Raw genomic sequence first — 19,130 nt, 5'->3', positions numbered from 1 at the left:
TTGAAACTACAGTTTTTGTTAGACTTCTATTGCTACTAATATATACAATATCACATTTATATATAAAACTCGATTTTGTCTTCTTTGGCGAGTTGGAATTGTTCAAATATGTGATTTCGAATATTGACGAAGGATGCGGAGGTCCTGTCCGTCCTATCGATGAGATTGACGGGGATAATCGTTTGCACCCGTCCCGGATTAGCGGCGAGCACTACGACACGATCCGCAAGGACTACAGCCTCTTCGATATCATGCGTAACAAATACGACCGTTTTACCCTCTTCACGGCAGATGCGGGAGATTTCGTCCTGCAAATTGATGCGTGTCAACGCATCGAGGGCCCCTAGTGGTTCATCCATAAATATAATATCCGGATCGACCGCCAGCGCCCGCGCAATGGAAACACGCTGCTGCATCCCGCCGGACAACTCCGCCGGATAACGATTGCGCGCATGATCAAGCCCCACCATTTTCACGTATTTATCGATGATAGCAGGTCGCTCTTCCTTCGGTACATTCTTGCTTTCAAGGCCCAGTTCAATATTGCTTTCCACCGTTCGCCACGGTAACAGTCCGTAATTCTGAAAAACCGTTACATACCGCAGTTGGGGTGCTTTCACCTCTGTGCCATCAATGGTAATAGAACCCGAGGTAACGAGCTCAAAGCCTGCCATAGCATTTAAAAGCGTACTTTTACCGGACCCGGATGGACCTAAGAGACAAATAAATTCACCTCGTTCGATGTCCAGATTAATATTCTCAAGGATGGTGAGCGGTTCTCCATCTTTCATAAATTCCTTATATGCATCGTGCACCGAAATGTAACCCATACGTCCACCTCCTATTTCTCAATGCCCCAACGTCTATAAATCCATTTTTCGATGAGGGACACGCCCCAATCGAGTAAAAGTCCCACAAAGCCAATCGTCAGAATCGCCACCATCAAAAGGTCGTTGCGCAAATTGTTCCGCATATCGATGATAAGGAATCCAAGACCCGTCTGGGAGCCTACCATTTCCCCCGTCACCAGGAATATCCACGCCGTGCCGAGTGCGATGTGAAGTCCCGATGCAATACCCGGAAACACCGCGGGCAATACGATTTTAAATAACAATTCCGGCTGCTTGATACCAAAATTTCGAGCCACCTTGATATATACGGGATCGATATTCTGAATCGCCGACACCGTGGACAATAAAACCGGGAAAAACGCCGCGATAAAGATGATAACGATGGCAGGCGCTTGACCGATACCGAAGAACAGAACGATAAACGGCAACCATGCCACCGGTGAAATAGGACGAAGCACCTGAACGATAGGATTAATATAGTTCCAAATGCCCCTATACCAACCTAAAATAAGGCCTAAGAACACACCGACTACGACAGAAATGATATAGCCGATGAAAAAGCGCACCAAACTGTCCGCAATATCCTTGAACAATACGCCGTCCCTGATAAGTTCTCCAAACCCGAGCAGCACCTTGTACGGCGTCGGTAGTAGGGCTTCGTTAAATCCACCGAGGCGGACAACCAGCTCCCAAATCAGCCAGACCGCGATGAACGCCCCCGGCACATATGTGTATTTTTTCATGGTCTACCCCCTATGGCAACAGCGATGTATCTACAAACTCCGAATAACTCGGCACCTTTTTTATCAGATCGACATGAGTCATGTGATGCACGAGCGCATTATAACGATCCTCGGTGAGGGCCAAATCTCCAAACCCAATCACCTGCAAGGAACGCTCGATAACAGGATCCTTAAACTTCATATATTTCAAGGCAATTTCCTTTTGCGCCTCCGGATGCTCATCTAAATATTTACCTGCATCGAGATAGGCTTTTGTGAAAGCCTTCGCCAAGTCGTGATGTTCATCGACGAATTGACCGTTGAACACGAGGGCGCAGCAGATATTGTCATGCCATAAGTGATCAGGGTCTTCAAAGACCTTTCCCGTCCCCATTTCTATGGCAAGAGAACCGAAAGGCTCAGCCACGCTATACCCAGCGATTTGACCGACCGATAATGCGGACGGCATTTCAGGAGGACTCATCTCCACTATCTGTACATCCTTCTCACTAAGCCCCGCCCGTTCAAGCATGAGGTCTACGAGAATCTTTTGTGTAGATTGCTTATGAGGGATGGCAAAGGATTTGCCTTTCAGATCCTGTACAGAGTTAATATCGTTATTTACAACGATAATGTTGCCTTCCGTATGACCTAATGCCGCTGCGCGCACATCAATACCCTGTTCACGAGCCTTTACTCCCAGTTCAACGAGAACGGCTGCAGCATCTACTTTACCGGTGTTGAGCGCATCCATGAGTTCCGGCCAGGAACCGTATTTAACAAGCTCTACATGAACGGGACCATCTGCCGTCTCCAATTCCTTCGTAGCAAATACGGGCAGCGCATGAGTAATCGGTAAATACGCAACACGCACAGTTTTTAATTCTCGGTCGGTCTTCGGTTTACTGTATTCATGATAACCATACGCCAACCCACTTACTATCAACAGCACGATAGCCATGATTAGATACCAAGTTTTCTTCATAATGTCCCCTCTTTCTACCTCACAACAAGGGGCGTTTATGACTCATGTCACTTTTCGCATTTTTCTAAACCTTAGATGAAATCAGGCTTTAGAACACCTCGTCTTTTAAACTTAATATAACCTACTATATCAATATGTATTAATTATGTCAATAAATCATATTAATATTGTAGGTGTTATTATTTATGTACGAAAAATATCAATATGCACAGAATCATATTCTCTTTAAACAAGCATTTAATTAAGAATGACAAACATAACAAAAAACAGGTAGCATCCGTTGGATGCTACCTGTTTTAATATTTATTAACTTTTCACAATTATTTGAATAAAGTCTTTTTATTTAATATGTAAACTTCAGATGTACCGGCTTCACTAAACTCAGATACATGTGGATAAATAGAGGATTGACGGAAGTGCTTAATTTCACCTTTTGGAACAATTAACATAATCGGCTTACCAGATTCGATAGTCTTATTAAATTCCTCTTCACTTACTTGTTCCATAAGATATTTCTTCTGCCATTCAGCGCTACGTTTTTTCAATTTATCTCGATCATCCCAGCGACTTTCATCACCATTAATCTTGATAACCTTATGCCCCGTATAATACACAACAGCCGTACTATAGCCGTTATAGTAATAAACATCTCCTTCATAGGAGTCCACTACTGGAACAACATCAATATTACTACGCTGCTTAACAAATGGCTCTAAGCCTTCCATAACAACTATAGAAGATATAACCATCGTACCAAGTACAATAATTGTAACTAAACGATATCCTCTTCTCGTATACCACGCATAGAACATAAACAATATTGCCATAGCAACCACGACATAGAGCAAGCAATAAAAACCCCATGGTGCGAAGAAAGAACCTGCCACATAAGCAATCCACAGAAGTAACGTCGGCCCCATAATAATCCATTTTAAGGCTCTAGATTTGCCTTTGCGAATAAGCTTCATAACGCCCAAAGCACCGATAGCACTAAATGGGACTAAGCTAACAAAGGTATATAGAGGGTATTTTGTTGCCATCAAGGTGTAAAATAGCACAATTCCAACACCCCAGGTCATATTATAGATAAACCCGGTATGACGTTGTTTGAAACCATCGATTATGCCGTAAATAACAGCACCTGTCCACGGCATGGAGGCGCCAAGGAAGATAGCGAGGTAATACCACCATACGTTATCTTCCGGATGTTCCGATTGAGTAGCGCGAGTCACATTGTGAAGCCCTAAGAAGCCATTGATAAAATCTTGACCATGAACACTGTACATGTACACATACCACGGCAAACAAACTACACAAAAAGCTAAAATGCCACGCCAATCAAAGATAGCTTTCACCATAGACCAAGAACGATTAATACCTGCAAAGACAAGTAAAATCATACCAGGCAACACAATGGCTACAGGACCTTTAGTGAGTACACCTAACGCAGCGAATACATAAGCTACAATCATGGCATATGGTTTCTGTTCCACCAGACCCTTGTAGGAGTAAATCATGACCATCAATGTCGTATAAAGGAGCACCATATCTGTAATAACACCATGAGCTACGGTCCAGAACATGAGAGATGTGCCTAGAACGGATGCCCCAATGAGACCAAGCGCCCACTTACCGCTCATGGTACGCGTAGATTGATACATGGTCGCCACCGACAAAGCACCGAAAATAGCACTCGGTAGGCGCACCACCCAATCAGCAATTCCAAAGACTTTAAAGCCAAGAGCAATGAGCCAATAAATCATGATTGGTTTATCGTACCAATAAGTACCATAAATCTGCGGAGATAGCCAATCACCAGAAAGAACCATTTCCTTTGCCGTTAACGCATAATTAGATTCAACGGGATCTGTAACAGGCAACATATTATTGCCAAACATATAAAACACTAGCCACACAATAAATACGACTGGTGTTAATCGAGAGAGTTTCATAAGGGGTCTCCTTATCGACGATTACGATAGTATCTAAAGCCCAGTACTGCAGCTATAATGACAAATACAACGATCATACCAATCAAGAACTCATGATTGTACTCGATAAGGTCTTGCCAATTTTCACCAAGTACCTTGCCCAAGTAAACGAGCAAAATCGTCCAAGGAATCGTACCGAGTACCGTCCAGATGATGAAATGCCACATGGGATAGCGTGCCATTCCTGCTGGGAAGGAGATAAAGGTACGAACACCGGGTAAAAGTCGACCAAAAAATACAGCTACACCGCCATATTTATTAAACATCTTTTCTGCCAGTTCAAATTTATGTTCATTAAAAAATATATATTTACCATATTTCAATAATAAAGGGCGCCCACCATGCTCACCCATCCAGTAGGATACTATAGAACCAACAATCCCTGCTAAGATACCTACCACCATTGTCGTATGCATATCAAATATGCCTTGAGCTATCAAATACCCCGCAAAACCAAGTACGATTTCACTCGGAATAGGCACGTTAGCATTTTCTAGAACCATTGCAATAAACATGGCCGTATAGCCATATGTTTCCATAAACGAAATAATATATTCCACTGTTTTACCTCATTAAATAATCCCCATCCGGGTTCTATAATGTACTAATTCCAGTACATCGTTTTCGTGAAAATTTCACCCAACCATTTGGTACACCATATATTTTACCATAATAAAGAGACCCTCACCACAGGTGGGTCCTCTTTAAGGTATAAACAGTATGCGATTTTCGTAATGGACTTTTTTTGCTATTGCGTACATCTCGCTAAAAACAGCTGCCAATCAGCTAGGTATATGGCACTTAAGTTCCTCTATTTAAGCAAGGCCATACGGTACACAAATAGGACATGTTTCTTCACTGCGAGGACTTTGTAAAATATCCGCTTTAATGCCGAACCAATTCGCTAGATTTTCTGCGGTCATCATCATATGCGGAGCTCCATCACCGACGATAGCCCCCTCTTTGATGGCAATAATGCGGTCACTATAGCGCAAAGCTAGATTCAAATCATGTAGCACCATAACGACCATAATATTTCGTTCCCGCTGTGTCCGTTTAACCAGTTCCATCAATTCAATTTGATGACGACTGTCGAGATAGGTAGTCGGTTCATCGAGGAGTAAAATATTTGGTTCTTGAGCCAAACTTAATGAAAGCCATACGCGTTGCCGTTCACCGCCGGATAGTTCCCCTATGTGACGATACCGATATTTCCATACATCTGTGCATTTCATCGCCTGCTCCACAGCAGCTAAATCCGCATCAGATAGTTCCTTAAAAATCGATACATACGGATTTCGTCCGGATCGAACCAACTGCTCAACTAACATTCCTTCAGGGGCTGTCGTAATTTGCGGCAACAAAGCTATATGGCGCGCTAATTCCTTTATATTCCACGAATGTAAAGATTTTTCATCCAGCGATATGATGCCTTGTTTTAGCTTAATAAGTCGGGCCAAAGCTTTCAAAAACGTTGATTTTCCCGAACCATTCGGACCGATAATAGATATTATTTCCGGTTTATCAAAGACGATGGATTGATTTTCCAGTATCAATCGTTTTCCATAGCCTACCGTTATATTATCGACTGTTAACACACTCATCTTCGCCCCACCCCTTTCAATAGATACAAGAAGAATGGAGCACCCAAAAAGCTCATCAGTACGCCTACAGGGATTTCACCGGGCGTAATCATCATGCGCGCCAATGTATCGGCATAAACAATTAATATGCCACCAAAAACCATGGATGTAGGAATCAAATAACGATAATCCACACCTACGATGAGACGCGCCACATGAGGCACGATAAGGCCTACAAAGCCCAACATTCCCGACACGCTCACCGCTGATGCGGCTAATAAAGAAGCTAATACGAGTAAGGACAATCGACATCTTTCAACATGTACACCTAAAGTGCGCGCCGTATCATCGCCTAAACTAAGCAATGTAAGCCATCTGATAGATATCATAGATCCAATAATTCCTATAGCCGTATAAGGCCAGATCATCATTACATCATCCCAGCTGCGCCCTACAAAACCACCTGCCATCCAGCTCACCGTTCCTTGAACACGATCCGGATAAAATACGGATAGAATCGTATTAAATCCGCCGAAAAAAGCAGCTACAGCCACACCGGCCAAGATAAGGCGCAACGGATTGAGCCCACCTTGCCAAGAAATCCCATAAACCAGAAACGATGCTGCTAACGCACCAACAAAAGCGCCAATAGGAACAAGCATAACGTAAGTAGGCATGAGAATCATAATAATCATAGCCGCCAAAGCACCGCCAGAGGTAATGCCAATAATTCCAGGATCCGCCAAAGGATTTCGCAAGATACCTTGTAAAATCACACCGGCTAAGGCAAGATTCATGCCCGCTAAAAAGCCCACTACAACACGTGGTAAGCGTATAGTCATGATAATTTGACCAATTTTCGATGTGTCGCTACCCGTTATGATTTGGTATAGTTCGCCCCAAGTTAATGGAACAGCGCCCAATTTCATACTTAGCAACACACCTGCTATTAACAGAATCAGCGCGGCCACAAAAACGCGTAAGCCCCGACGTTCCTGCACATTAATGAGATTGTCCATATAACACCTTTTCCGCATATAATAACACTTGATCCATTCGAGCGGTCGGCACCGACGCAAACAACGGACCTGGCAAGACCTCTATATTCCCATTAGCAACAGCAGGTACATTCTGCCATGCCGGCGTTTTAAAACCCTTTTTAAAAGCTGCTATATCTTTCTCCCCGCTACTACCATGATTAATCAAGATAACCTTGTCACAATCAAGAACGGCCATCGTCTCCAGATTAAGCGGAATATATCCATCCAAAGCATTCTCCGATACATCCTGCGGCAAATATACATCAGCCACATTTTTTGCCCCTAATCTTTGAAAAATATCTCCCACATATGTTTTACTGGAGGCTAGTTGGTAACTCGTAGGTGTCCCAAAAACGATGAGGACACGCGGTGCAGACTCATCTTTATGGCGCTGTATGATTGCCTCTAAGATATCATTATATTTCCGTACCAGCGCATTTGCCTCCCTATCATGACCGGTCATGATTCCCACATGTCGAATATGGTCCATGATGTCATCATAATTGGAGGATAAATGGTAAAAGCTAGGAATATGATTCGCATTAAAAGCTTTGCGCAACGCCGTTTGAAACGGCATGGCAATGCCGATGACGAGATTTGGGTCGGACATAATAATTCGTTCAATGCTTGGAGATACAGCACTATTCATATTCGGATACTGTGCAATTTTAGCCTGCACATCTGCCGGTAACTCCCTTGAATTTACTACGCCTACGGGGCTAACACCTAAAGTGATGAGCAATTCACTATCCGCCGAAGAAATGGATACTACACGACTTGCTACACTTGGCAACAACACGATTTGCTTCGTATCATCTTCAATCTGAATAGCACCTGCCTCGCTAAATATCTCTCGCTTGCCTTCAAAACTTATAACCGTAGTGAAAGCTCCCACAACGGCAACAATCCCCAATAAACATAATAACGGCTTATTGATAATAATCACCTCGCAGATTACTTATGCAAGCTAAACCTCATACATTATAGTTTCAAATTAATGCCACTAATATTACATACGCCAATACATATGCATCTATTTCATTCATACATTAAGGCCTCAGCATTTCATGCGTACATTAATATTTCACTATTACATACGCAAGTTAAGGCCCATGCGATAAGTGGCGCCATGAATATCCCGTAAATCTTGTTTTTCACCAAATATATTTTCAACCCCTACATACATGGATGCATTGTCATTCAACTGACGAGTAACCATGACGTTCCAAGTTTGAATATTTTTCTTTTTCGGGATACTGAGACGTGGGTTAACAACGATAGCATCGATGCCATCGAGGTAGTTAATGTAATAGTTACCCCAGAACGCACCAGTCCAACGGCCTTGATGATAATTAACACCACCACTAAATACATGACGACCACGGTTTAACAGACGATTATGGGTAACGTCATTCTTTGCATCCAAATAAGTATAGTTACCGAATACATCCCATTTATCATTGAGTTTATGATTTACAGATAATTCCACACCTTGCAATACAGCACGAGGTAAATTGGAATATGAAATATAAATACGGCGATTTGCCATATCAATACGATTGGTACCGCTTTCAATATAATTTTTAATCACATTGTGGAAGTAGGACGCCTTAACATTTGTCCGTTTCCAATCTTTTTCTACGGAGAAATCAAAGTTATAAGAGCTTTCAGGTTTCAAATTAGGATTACCTTGCAAATATATATCGAAAGTCCCTAATCGCCCTCTCGGTACATTAGATGCCATAAGCCAATGATGATACATTTCCGTCATACCAGGTGTGGAATAGCCTGCACCGTAGTTCATTTTAAAGCGAAGACTATCATTTGCTTTATAGGTAACACCAATCTTAGGCGACCAATGGCTATCAAATGTATTTGACGTATCATAACGAACCGCAGGAATAATTATCCATTTACGACTAGGTTTCCATTGATGTTGCACAAAGTAACTACCGTAATTAATGGTTGCCTTACCCGCGGTATCTGTAATGCCTTCTCGAGTTCTTGACCATGCAATGGAGCCGTTATTAATACGCGTACTAATCGCTTCTTGGCGACGGAATTGAACGCCATAAGTCAAGAGATTCTTCTTATCGATTGATGTGTTAACCTGTGCGTCTGTAATCCATTCTTTATTATAATATTCATCCCAAATGGATAGTTTTTTTATGCCACCCGTGCGCTTATATTGATCATAAGTGTCTTTGTAATGATTGTAGTAAGACTGCACCATAAGCGATGACCGACCGCGACGGCCATTCCAACGAAGACCTGTACTTGTAGTAGTCGTATTTTTATCAACCGATTGAGTTAATGAGCTACCCTTTTTCGTATTCATATCCAAGTCTTCAGTTTCTCGATCTATAAAGAAGGAAAATTTATCCCTTTTTCCCGCTTGATAAGATACGTCAAAATGAAGCGGTATCCTGTCACCATGATAGTTATTATCCGATTCAGAATCATTATTTCCCGCTATATTTCTGCGAATACCGGCACCGATCGACCCGTTCCACTTTCCTTGTTGTCCGCTACGAGCCAATACATTGAAGTTATATCCCGTCGCACTCGATGCATCACGCCGAGAGATTTCAGTATTAACCTCTACACTTGGCTTTCTGGATTGCTTTGTAATAATATTAATAACCCCACCGTTCGCCTCGGAACCATAAAGGGCACTCGACGGACCACGAATTATTTCAATGCGTTCCACATTATCCATGCCTTGACGAAGCCAGCCCATGGCATTAGCTCTCGTTTTCGTCAACTCTCCCGTAACACGTCGTCCATCAATAAGAATTAATGTATGACGAGATTCGGCGCCACGCATCGTAATATTTTGTCCACCATGAGCATCGGTGCTGAAAGCAACGCCTGGCACACTTTGTAAGGCTTGCTCTAAATTACGATATTGGCGATCTTTAATTTCCTCTTGTGAAATAATCGTTGTCGCGATTGGCACATCGCGAACTAATGCCTCCGTACGAGTAGCGGTAACCGTAATATCTTTCATGCGTCTTGACTGCTCATCACTTACAGTATTTTGAGATTCATTCACATTATCTACACTTGTAGAACTATTATTTTCTGCACCTACCACACCTGCAACAGACGTTAGATATACAACACACAATAGTGCTGCCCATGACTTTTTCATCACACACCTCCAGAAAATATATTAGGGCTCTAATAGTATAAAACGATATCTAATCTCAATTATATATTCATCAGGAATAACTATCAATATTATTTTATGTTATCAAAGTAATATATATACATATAAAAAAACTAGTATCCATAAAGACACTAGTTTTTCATTATACTTATAAATTATAGTGAATTGTAATATCTGCATATTGTTGTGTACCTGTAGAATTTTCAGCGCCACCAATACTGCGAGCATATTCCATAGCATGCTCTGATAACATAGGATCATCAGAATTAAGAACTTCCACACTGGCAACACTACCACCTGGGGCAAAATAAATTCTTAGTGTCACATCACCTTGAATCCCCATAGTGTATGCATCTGTAGGGTAATTACTATTAATTGCACTTTGTAAATTACTCCAATACCCATCATAACTAAATGTGCCGCCACCACCGACATCTACTTCGGTGCCTCCTGTACCCTCACGATCACTGAGCCCTTCTCCACTTCCTGTCGATGCATATCCAATCCCAGGTCCTTCAGGCCCGACAAGTCCACTCCCCGTATTGCTACCGACAGAAGATTGTTTAATAGTACCTGTTTCACCAGCACGCGCTTGTTGACTAGACGGACTTACATCACTCTTTGTGGGGACGCCGGAGTTCCCATTTTGTCCTCCGTGACCGGCTCCACCGTTATCAGGTTGAACTTTATTATTTTCTAATTCTTTTTGGTATTGAAGCTCATGAACCTTCTCTTCTTTAATCTGCTCTTTAATTTCTTCTACTTGTTTCTCCGCTTCCTGTTCCGTTAGAAAATTAATTTGCAAAGATCCGGTCATTTGAGATTCGATGTAATCAGAAAAGAAAATAAAAGCAACACCAACCGTAATAATACTGATAATAGTAGCAATAACAAAGGCTTTTTTATAGGTCATATGTGGATATTTCCACACATCTATATATTTTTTCGGCATAGCATCACCTATTTATTAACAGTGGCAATACTAATACTTGCAGCGCCAGCTACTTTCATATCATCCATTAACTCCACGACCTTGCCATAGCTCAAATCCTTATCGGCACGAATAAGGAAATTTTGATTTTTATTCTCTCCAATCTTGGCTTTCACAGAGCTAATAAGCTGTTCTTTCGTCACATACCCATCATCTATCATCAGCTGCCCAGATTTTTCAAAATCAATTAAAACCGGGCGCAACTCAGCGGACTGCTGCGTTTTCGTTTTTGGCAGCATAATAGATAAGGATTGTTGTGGAATTGTATATATGGTGCTAATCATAAAAAATACGAGCAAGAAAAAGATGATATCAATCATAGGAATAACCATTAAAGTAGGCTTTTCTCCCTCCATACGACTCATTCGTTTCATGCAGCATGCCCCCGATCATAAGAATCTAAAACACGAGAAAATGAATCTTCTAAACGAGATATCGTCATGCGTACATGATGGGTAAATGCAGCATGGAAACATAACGCTACAATAGCCACGCAAAGCCCGGAAGCAGTTGCGACAAGGGCTTCCCCCACACCACCGGTAATAGCAGTAGGTACCGCACCGTCAGCACTGAATACCTGAAAGGCACCAATCATACCCGTTACAGTACCAAGCAAGCCTAATAATGGTGCTATCGTAACAATGGTAGAGAGCCAATCAAGGCCACGAGAAGCGTGCGTATAAACATGAGCCACCATATCCTCCATTTTAGACTGCAATACATTACGATCCTGACACTGTCCAAGCACGCGAGGTAGATTATACGAAATATTAGCTGTATATTTAGATTCTAAGGTAGCTAATAAGGATTGCCAGTTCATTTCGCTCCCTTCTAATGCATCATTCAGAGCAAACATTTCCCGCTTCAATTGTCGATAATAAGCTATACGTTCAATCGCTATAGCTACGGCAATGATAAGGGCCACTAGTAACGGCCACATAACAAATCCACCATGTAAGAATAATTCCCAAGCCTCTTTCATCGTAAACCTCCTTTATTAACAGCTTAATTCTATAAACTTATTTTCTCCCCTACTAAACTAGTTTTAAATAAATCAAGTTGCATCAAAACGATAATCAAAATCACTTAATAAGTCTACCATATCATACTATATTTTCCAATATCATATAAATACCAGTCATTATAAAGGATATTATAAATTATAAACCTGAAATAATTTTGAACTTACGTCTCAATTGCAACACAAAAAGAGACCTTGCTTTGATCAAGGTCTCTTTTTATTAAATTATATTTCCACTAACAAAATCACATCGTACATAATCAGTACTATTGCAATTCAGTAGTTTGTGTCTTTACTTCGCGAGCCGTAGTAAATGCTGCTAATTCTGCATCACCAGCACCAAGAATGACTTTATTAGCAACTAACGCATTAGCCGCTGTTTTAGCATCTTGTAAAGTAATTCCAGCACGAGGAGCACTAATTGTGACTGATGTGCTTTTACCACCGACCGTAGAAAATGTAAGATATACAACGCGTTTTTCCGCCATGTGGGCGCCTCCTTTCACGTTTCATAAACAAGTTCATCGAATCTAGATAGGCTATAAACATGTTAGATTACAAATATACGTATCTTCGATTCATATCAATAAGGATGGGAATGTGTGGACTTGCTATTTCTACACCTTTTTACGACTATATAAGAATGTACGAAACCAGCAATTAAAAATGTGTTTGGATCACCTAAAACAAAATGGTAGAAAACCTACACTTAATGTCCTAAGGATACTTCATTGACGCGGACCACGTCGGACAAGCTGTGGTCATACAAGGCTGCCAGCGCATTACCAACGGTTTTCACATGATCGTCAGACGCTTCTTCCGCAACACGAGTATAGGTTACGTCTTTGTACTTCGGCGCATCTTCGGTACCGATGTTAAAACGCAACACCAATTTAGTGCGTTTAATGTTAGCCATCGTATCACCTCCTTTCACCCTCTTATATTCCTGAGGCCCTCATTCGACAACCCTCTTGCCGTTATTTAAGGTACTTATGGTGAAAGTAGCTGAACTCTGACTGTAATACTATAAATTGAAATAGAAAAAGACCTCTACCTAATGTTATCTAGAAGTTTATCAATCTAGATAACACCGGTAAAGGTCTATAAAGTGCTCTTACTACGAGTACTATCCATATACATATTATTCGGTTTTCAAAGCCAACATAAAGTCATATGCTTTAACAGCGGCTTCAGTGTCCACAAAATGTAGAGGATTTAACATACGACAGAATTTAAAAAGATATTCATGTTTACCCAGAATGTCTTTTATATGTAGAACGGTCTCACGGGCTGTACAAGCTGAGCTATAGCCATTCATCATAGCATATAGATAACATATAGGTAAATTATCCTCTCGGAAAAAACTGTGAACAAAGACGAGTAAATCCCAGCCTTGCGGTGTTAACTCAGGCCAACGACGGCTATTCTCCCAATCTAGCAGAGTAATCTTATCTTCTTCTGGCTCATAAGTAATGTCTCGCATGGCAGGACGACCATGGCTTAAACCATAATCATGCAAGCGCCCCAATGTCTTGCCAAACATATAAAAAATATGACTTAACATATCTTGCAAACTATCATCCTCTGGATGTTGAGCAGGCAATTGGCTATAATATGTTAACGTTTTGCCACAATCTTCTGTAACAAAATAATGTTCTCTAAAACCAGCAATAACAGGAGCTACTGGTAATTGCGTATTCACAAAAGAAATCTTGTAAAACTCATAATCAAAAGAAGCTCTAGGTGCGGGCTTAATCCAACTAGAGCGATGGTTACTTATATCCTGTTTTACAAAGTACTGTTTGTTGTTAAAATCCACAGAAAAAACACGATGTTCTGTCTCTTGATCAATCATTCGATCGATATATTCTAATAGCATATCATTCATTATTTTCCCCCCGTATATACACTCTATAATGCTAATCACCCTCTCAAAGCATAATAACTAGTATTTCCAATATAATATCTCCCAAATTTATATTGTATAGTCTAGTATATATAGCATTATAATAATTTATGAATTACAACATATTAGCTATTACTCATATAAGTGTATACAATTTGTGTACTTATTATACTACAATTATCAATCGATATCAAAATCAAATTTATTTATAAAGTTAGTATTTTACTGTATTTATTTTACATTTATCGGTTTATATATATTTCACGATTAATATTTCAGTACACTTAAATCCAAATCTATTACCATTAATATTACTGGAGCTCTATTTATAAAAAAGAAAAATCCCCTAGCCTAAGCTAGGGGATTCTTCTGGTAATTATGATAATAGGTTTAGATTCAGACTACTATATAGACCAACTCTGATCATGTCTAAATCAAACGAATTAACCTACAAATTTTGTCACTGCCGCAGTATCAGTTAAGTGACGTTTAGGCATACCCATTTCAGCAGGAGAAATGCCAAGAGCAAGACCTACTAATTGGGACATGTGCAAGATTGGCATATCTTTGCCACCGCCAACAACTTCTTTAGCTTCTTTTTGGAACATATCAAGTTGCATTTGGCAAAGTGGGCAAGGAGTAACTACGCAATCTGCACCTTCTGTTGCCGCATCTTTATTGATAGAGCCAGTCATTTGCATTACGGAATCATGCGCAGGGTATACAGCATGGAAACCGCAGCAATCAAGTTTACGGGAGAAGTCGATTGGTGTAGCACCGATAGCAGAGATCAAATCTGCTAAGGATGTAGGCATTTGATAATCTTCGAAGCCCAATTCAGTTTGAGGGCGAAGAATATGGCAGCCATAGTATTCAGCTACACGTAACCCAGTTAATGGTTTAACAACTTTAGCTTTCAATTTGTCCAAACCGTAGTCGCGGATCAATACCCATAAGAAATGAGTAATATCAGTTGTACCGCGGTATTGTTTACCGATTTGAGCTAATTTTTTGTTAACTTCGTTCTTTTCTTTTTCGTTTGCATCAAGTTCATTTTTAGCTTCACGAAGCATCAAAGTACAAGTATTACATACAGTTAAAAGGTTTAAACCCTTTTCTTCTGCTAATGCAATGTTACGTGCGTTTGTAGCGAGTGTAACTTCTGGAGCGATATCTTGAACGTGGGAAGCGCCACAGCAAGTCCAGCCGTCAAGTTCTTCCAACTCAATACCTAATTTTTTAGCTACAGCAACTGTTGCTAAGTAATCTTCTTTGGCAGCGCTTTCAAGAACGCAACCTGGGAAAAATGCGTATTTCATTATTTGCTTACCTCCTCAGCTGCTTTCATAAGTCTGCGAACACCATCAATACCGTTTACAGGTTTTTGAGGTACTACAAGTTCAAATGGGTTGATTTTGCTGTGTTTCCACAAACGCAATGCATAGAATGCTTGTTTAGCGGAATCTACAACACCATCAGATTTCAAGCTCATAGAAACTTCTTTCAAGCGACCAGTTTTGTAAAGGTCCTCTTTGAAAGCAACTGCATGGCGAACGCCTTTGCTGTTAGTAAGGCCAGCTTTTGTAGCTTCTTTACGCAAGTTGGAAATGTCTTGAGCAGGTTTTAAGTGTTTAGGGCAACGGGAGATACAGTTCATGCAGTGAACGCATTTCCAAAGACCGTTGTCGAATGCAGGTTGAATGTGAGCCATAGGTGCATCATCACGGCTATCCAATACGAAACGGTTAGCTTTTGTGAATACATATGGTTCCAAGAAGTCGTCTTCGCGAGCAGTCAATTTGTTACATTCAGACGCACAGCAACCGCAAAGGATACATTCTGTACCAGCAACGAATTTTTTGAAGTCAGCTGGAGTTTGGCGAACGATTTTGTCCCCTTCGTTGAATTCAGCTTTAAGGAAAATCCAAGGAGCAACTGTTTTCAAGCGATCAACTTTGGATTCCCAATCAACAACTAAGTCACGGATAACACGGAAGTTGCCGATTGGAGCGATTGTCAATTCGTCTGTGCCATAACGTTCTGTTAATTCATCGATTTTAGATTCACAGCCGAGCATCGCTTCGCCATTTACACGAATGGAGCAAGCGCCGCAAACTGCGGAACGGCAAGCTGCCAAGAATGTCAATGTTGGATCTTGAGTATCTTTAATTTTTTGAAGGCCCCAGAGGATTGTACGGTCAGGTTCGTAATCGAATTTGAAAGTCTGTACAAACGCGCGACCTTGTTGGTAACGGTGAATATGGTAGGTGATTTGTCTCATCTTAGTACTTCCTTTCTTGTGGTTCGTATTTAGTGAACACTACGTCGCGTTCTGTTAATTCGTATTGACCGTCAGCACCTAATTTGATCAAGGAATGTTTTAAGTATCTTTCATCATTACGTTTAGGATGGTCTTCACGAATATGAGCACCACGAGATTCACGGCGGTGTAAAGCGCCCATAGCAATAGCTTTTGCTACTGTTAACATGGAGCCAATTTCACAATAGTTTACGAATGCCATGTTGTAAGTACGTTCAGGGTCACCTACATAGCAAGTTTTATAATCTTCAATCAATTGTTCGATTTCTTTTAAGGCTTCAGTAATACCTTCTTCATTACGGAAGATACCTACTTTATTCCACATTGCATCAGCCAATGCATCGCGGATTTCTACAACCGGACGACCGCCTTCACGGGATGTTACTTCTGTGAAACGAGCTTCCCAAGCTTTTGCAGCTGCAGCAAGTTCCGCATCTACGTTAGGTTGTTCATGTGTTTCAGCATAATCAGCTGCGCCAGCACCGGATACTTTACCGAATACCACGCCGTCTGCCAAGGAGTTACCACCCAAGCGGTTCGCACCGTGGATGGAGATACAAGATGCTTCGCCAGAAGCGAACAAACCAGGCAATTCACATGCACAAGTTTTGTAATCCACTACGTCGATACCGCCCATTGTATAGTGACATGTTGGACGAATAGGTACCGGTTGAGTCAATGGATCACAATGTTCGAAAGTCATAGCCAAGTCACGAATACCATGAAGTTTTTCGATGATAACTTCAGGACCTAAGTGACGAAGGTCAGCTACTACGTATGCGTTAAGACCGGAACCGAAACCACGACCTGCAGCGATTTCATCTTCGATTGCTTTCGCTACAACGTCACGGGATGCCAATTCCATTTTGTTAGGCGCATATTTTTTCATGAAACGTTCGCCTTCAGAATTAAGAAGATAACCGCCTTCACCACGAACCGCTTCAGACATCAAGATACCGGTACGACCAAGACCAGTCGGATGGAATTGGATCATTTCCATATCCTTCAATCCGTTACCGGCACGGAATGCCGCTGCCATACCATCGCCAGTGGAAAGGAATGGGTTTGTAGTACGAGTCCAGAAGATACGGCCTGCACCACCAGTAGACAAGATAATAGCTTTCGCTTTAATTTGTTCTACGCGACCTTCTTTCATGTTCCAAACTACAGCGCCACCAACGTGACCTTCTGCAGATTTAACAAGATCTAAAAGATACCATTCTTGTAAGAAGTGTACGCCTTCTTTCAAGCATTGTTCGTAAGTTGTGTGCAAAATAACGTGACCAGTTTTATCCGCAGAGTAGCAAGTACGTGGATAGGATTGACCACCGAAGTTACGTTGCGCAATTTTATTCTCTTCAGTACGGGAGAATGGAGCACCCATGTGGTCCATTTCAAGTACGCCTTCTGGACAACGAGAGCAGAAGAATTCGATTGCATCTTGGTCGCCAAGATAGTCAGAACCTTTTACAGTATCGAAAGTATGAGTTTCAACTGTATCTTCAGCTGCAACGTTGTTCAAACATGCATTTACACCGCCTTGCGCCATTGCTGTTGCAGAGCGAGTTGGGAAAATTTTAGTAATAAGAGCTACTTTTAAGCCTTTGCGACGACCTACTTCAAGAGCCGCACGCATGCCGGCGCCACCGCTACCTACTACTAGAACATCAAACTGTTCCATAATGACCTCCTCATAACTACCTATTAATAAGAAACCTGTTAGACTATCTCATTTCAAAAACTTATAAAAATTTTTGATAACCTAATCATTTTTCTTTCAAGAAAAACCCCATACTTATGCGATTTTTCTTATTTCTTTACCTATAATTATAGAGAGCATTTCAGGTCATGTCTAAACCCTATTATGCATAATTAATTTTGATTAATCTAATTGATAATTTATTTCACTTAGCATTTTTAAGGTAAAAAGAGGAGTCAAAAAATTACCTATATGAATAATTTTTACAAGAAGTTAAGGATTTTACGAAAGTAGTTCGGTTCCGAAATTTTTCTATGTTTTTATTTCCTTTGGTATCTATAGAATTCGCATAAACACTAGCTTTTTAATTATTGCTAACCATTCCTAATAATTAATATCCATTAAATTCCTACTAAATTTACCTCGAATTTAATCATCGAAAATTATCGTATTTCTCCGTTCATAACAAGCATTTATTTCTGTGATAATAATTATCATAAGTTTTTTTAGTGATTTATCGCACATCATCTAAAATCGATAAAATCACCCTCATCTATGCGCATACGGCAATCTTCGATATAGTTAGATTTTATTCATTAGCAGAATTCATTAAGTTTCAGTCTTTCACCATTTTTAAGGCTTTCAAAAATGAAGAAAAGTCTTGTAAACTCGCATGTACATTCATCTTTTGCTCATTACTATTGTATAAGGTATGATAATAGATAAATAAGTTATATAATATTATATATATAGTCACCTTATATGGTGTTGTGGCTTTCAAAAAAAGAAAGTTTATATATATATATAATGACTATAATTAATGTAGTTGGAGAGCTATATTTTTAAATC

The 19,130-nt window shown here is 40.7% G+C and carries 18 protein-coding genes; all 18 read right to left on the bottom strand.

Going from position 1 to position 19,130, the window contains the following annotated elements; translation table 11 throughout:
* Nucleotides 1-56 precede the first annotated feature (56 nt).
* The 18 genes from ACMKPP_RS01540 to ACMKPP_RS01455 all read right to left on the bottom strand — a co-directional run bounded on the left by ACMKPP_RS01540 (nt 57) and on the right by ACMKPP_RS01455 (nt 18,263).
* The gene (locus ACMKPP_RS01540; protein ID WP_418369206.1) at nt 57-830 is read right to left on the bottom strand and encodes an ABC transporter ATP-binding protein; all 774 of its coding nucleotides are present in this window, start codon (nt 828-830) and stop codon (nt 57-59) included.
* A gap of 11 nt (nt 831-841) precedes the next feature.
* Entirely contained in the window at nt 842-1,594 is a 753-nt protein-coding gene (locus tag ACMKPP_RS01535; RefSeq protein ID WP_418369205.1) for an ABC transporter permease, read from the bottom strand.
* Between the two features lie 10 nt (nt 1,595-1,604).
* Nucleotides 1,605-2,558 carry an ABC transporter substrate-binding protein gene (locus ACMKPP_RS01530; protein ID WP_418369204.1) on the bottom strand — a complete coding sequence of 318 codons (954 nt, stop codon included), beginning with the start codon at nt 2,556-2,558 and terminating at the stop codon, nt 1,605-1,607.
* Nucleotides 2,559-2,878: 320 nt separating this feature from the next.
* Entirely contained in the window at nt 2,879-4,510 is a 1,632-nt protein-coding gene (locus ACMKPP_RS01525; protein ID WP_418369203.1) for an ArnT family glycosyltransferase, read from the bottom strand.
* An 11-nt stretch (nt 4,511-4,521) separates the two neighbouring features.
* Nucleotides 4,522-5,109, bottom strand: coding sequence for a DedA family protein (locus ACMKPP_RS01520; protein WP_004694680.1), 588 nt, complete (start codon nt 5,107-5,109; stop codon nt 4,522-4,524).
* A 255-nt stretch (nt 5,110-5,364) separates the two neighbouring features.
* On the bottom strand, nt 5,365-6,153 hold the full coding sequence (locus ACMKPP_RS01515; protein ID WP_418369202.1) for an ABC transporter ATP-binding protein: 789 nt from the start codon (nt 6,151-6,153) through the stop codon (nt 5,365-5,367).
* Nucleotides 6,150-7,151 carry a FecCD family ABC transporter permease gene (locus tag ACMKPP_RS01510; protein WP_418369201.1) on the bottom strand — a complete coding sequence of 334 codons (1,002 nt, stop codon included), beginning with the start codon at nt 7,149-7,151 and terminating at the stop codon, nt 6,150-6,152. The genes ACMKPP_RS01515 and ACMKPP_RS01510 overlap by 4 nt, the downstream gene beginning before the upstream one ends.
* Nucleotides 7,135-8,118, bottom strand: coding sequence for an ABC transporter substrate-binding protein (locus ACMKPP_RS01505; RefSeq protein ID WP_418369200.1), 984 nt, complete (start codon nt 8,116-8,118; stop codon nt 7,135-7,137). The genes ACMKPP_RS01510 and ACMKPP_RS01505 overlap by 17 nt, the downstream gene beginning before the upstream one ends.
* Before the next feature lie 144 nt (nt 8,119-8,262).
* A complete protein-coding gene (locus ACMKPP_RS01500) occupies nt 8,263-10,326 on the bottom strand; it encodes a TonB-dependent receptor plug domain-containing protein (protein WP_418369199.1) in 2,064 nt (687 codons plus the stop codon).
* Nucleotides 10,327-10,492: 166 nt separating this feature from the next.
* Nucleotides 10,493-11,296 (bottom strand): cell envelope integrity protein TolA, encoded by an 804-nt coding sequence (gene tolA / locus ACMKPP_RS01495; protein ID WP_418369198.1) that lies wholly within the window; start codon nt 11,294-11,296, stop codon nt 10,493-10,495.
* An 8-nt stretch (nt 11,297-11,304) separates the two neighbouring features.
* Nucleotides 11,305-11,709, bottom strand: a complete 405-nt coding sequence (locus ACMKPP_RS01490; protein WP_004698134.1) for an ExbD/TolR family protein — start codon at nt 11,707-11,709, stop codon at nt 11,305-11,307.
* A complete protein-coding gene (locus ACMKPP_RS01485) occupies nt 11,706-12,317 on the bottom strand; it encodes a MotA/TolQ/ExbB proton channel family protein (protein ID WP_418369197.1) in 612 nt (203 codons plus the stop codon). Before ACMKPP_RS01485 ends, ACMKPP_RS01490 begins: the two co-directional genes overlap by 4 nt.
* 305 nt (nt 12,318-12,622) lie before the next feature.
* A complete protein-coding gene (locus ACMKPP_RS01480; RefSeq protein ID WP_004694662.1) occupies nt 12,623-12,844 on the bottom strand; it encodes a DUF2922 domain-containing protein in 222 nt (73 codons plus the stop codon).
* A gap of 221 nt (nt 12,845-13,065) precedes the next feature.
* Nucleotides 13,066-13,272: a DUF1659 domain-containing protein gene (locus ACMKPP_RS01475; RefSeq protein ID WP_004698290.1), complete on the bottom strand. Its 207-nt coding sequence runs from the start codon at nt 13,270-13,272 to the stop codon at nt 13,066-13,068.
* A 225-nt stretch (nt 13,273-13,497) separates the two neighbouring features.
* Nucleotides 13,498-14,244, bottom strand: coding sequence for a BUD32 family EKC/KEOPS complex subunit (locus tag ACMKPP_RS01470; protein WP_004698107.1), 747 nt, complete (start codon nt 14,242-14,244; stop codon nt 13,498-13,500).
* A gap of 461 nt (nt 14,245-14,705) precedes the next feature.
* Complete coding sequence (locus ACMKPP_RS01465) at nt 14,706-15,581, bottom strand: CoB--CoM heterodisulfide reductase iron-sulfur subunit B family protein (RefSeq protein ID WP_004698224.1); 876 nt, start codon at nt 15,579-15,581, stop codon at nt 14,706-14,708.
* A complete protein-coding gene (locus ACMKPP_RS01460) occupies nt 15,581-16,543 on the bottom strand; it encodes a succinate dehydrogenase/fumarate reductase iron-sulfur subunit (protein WP_008714753.1) in 963 nt (320 codons plus the stop codon). Before ACMKPP_RS01460 ends, ACMKPP_RS01465 begins: the two co-directional genes overlap by 1 nt.
* A 1-nt stretch (nt 16,544) precedes the next feature.
* Entirely contained in the window at nt 16,545-18,263 is a 1,719-nt protein-coding gene (locus ACMKPP_RS01455; RefSeq protein ID WP_418369196.1) for an FAD-binding protein, read from the bottom strand.
* Nucleotides 18,264-19,130: the final 867 nt, after the last annotated feature.

It is taken from the genome of Veillonella parvula (genome assembly GCF_048309325.1).
GTDB lineage: Bacteria > Bacillota > Negativicutes > Veillonellales > Veillonellaceae > Veillonella > Veillonella parvula_T.
Note: the sequence above shows the minus strand (reverse complement) of the source record. Positions and strands in the feature narration are given on the sequence as shown.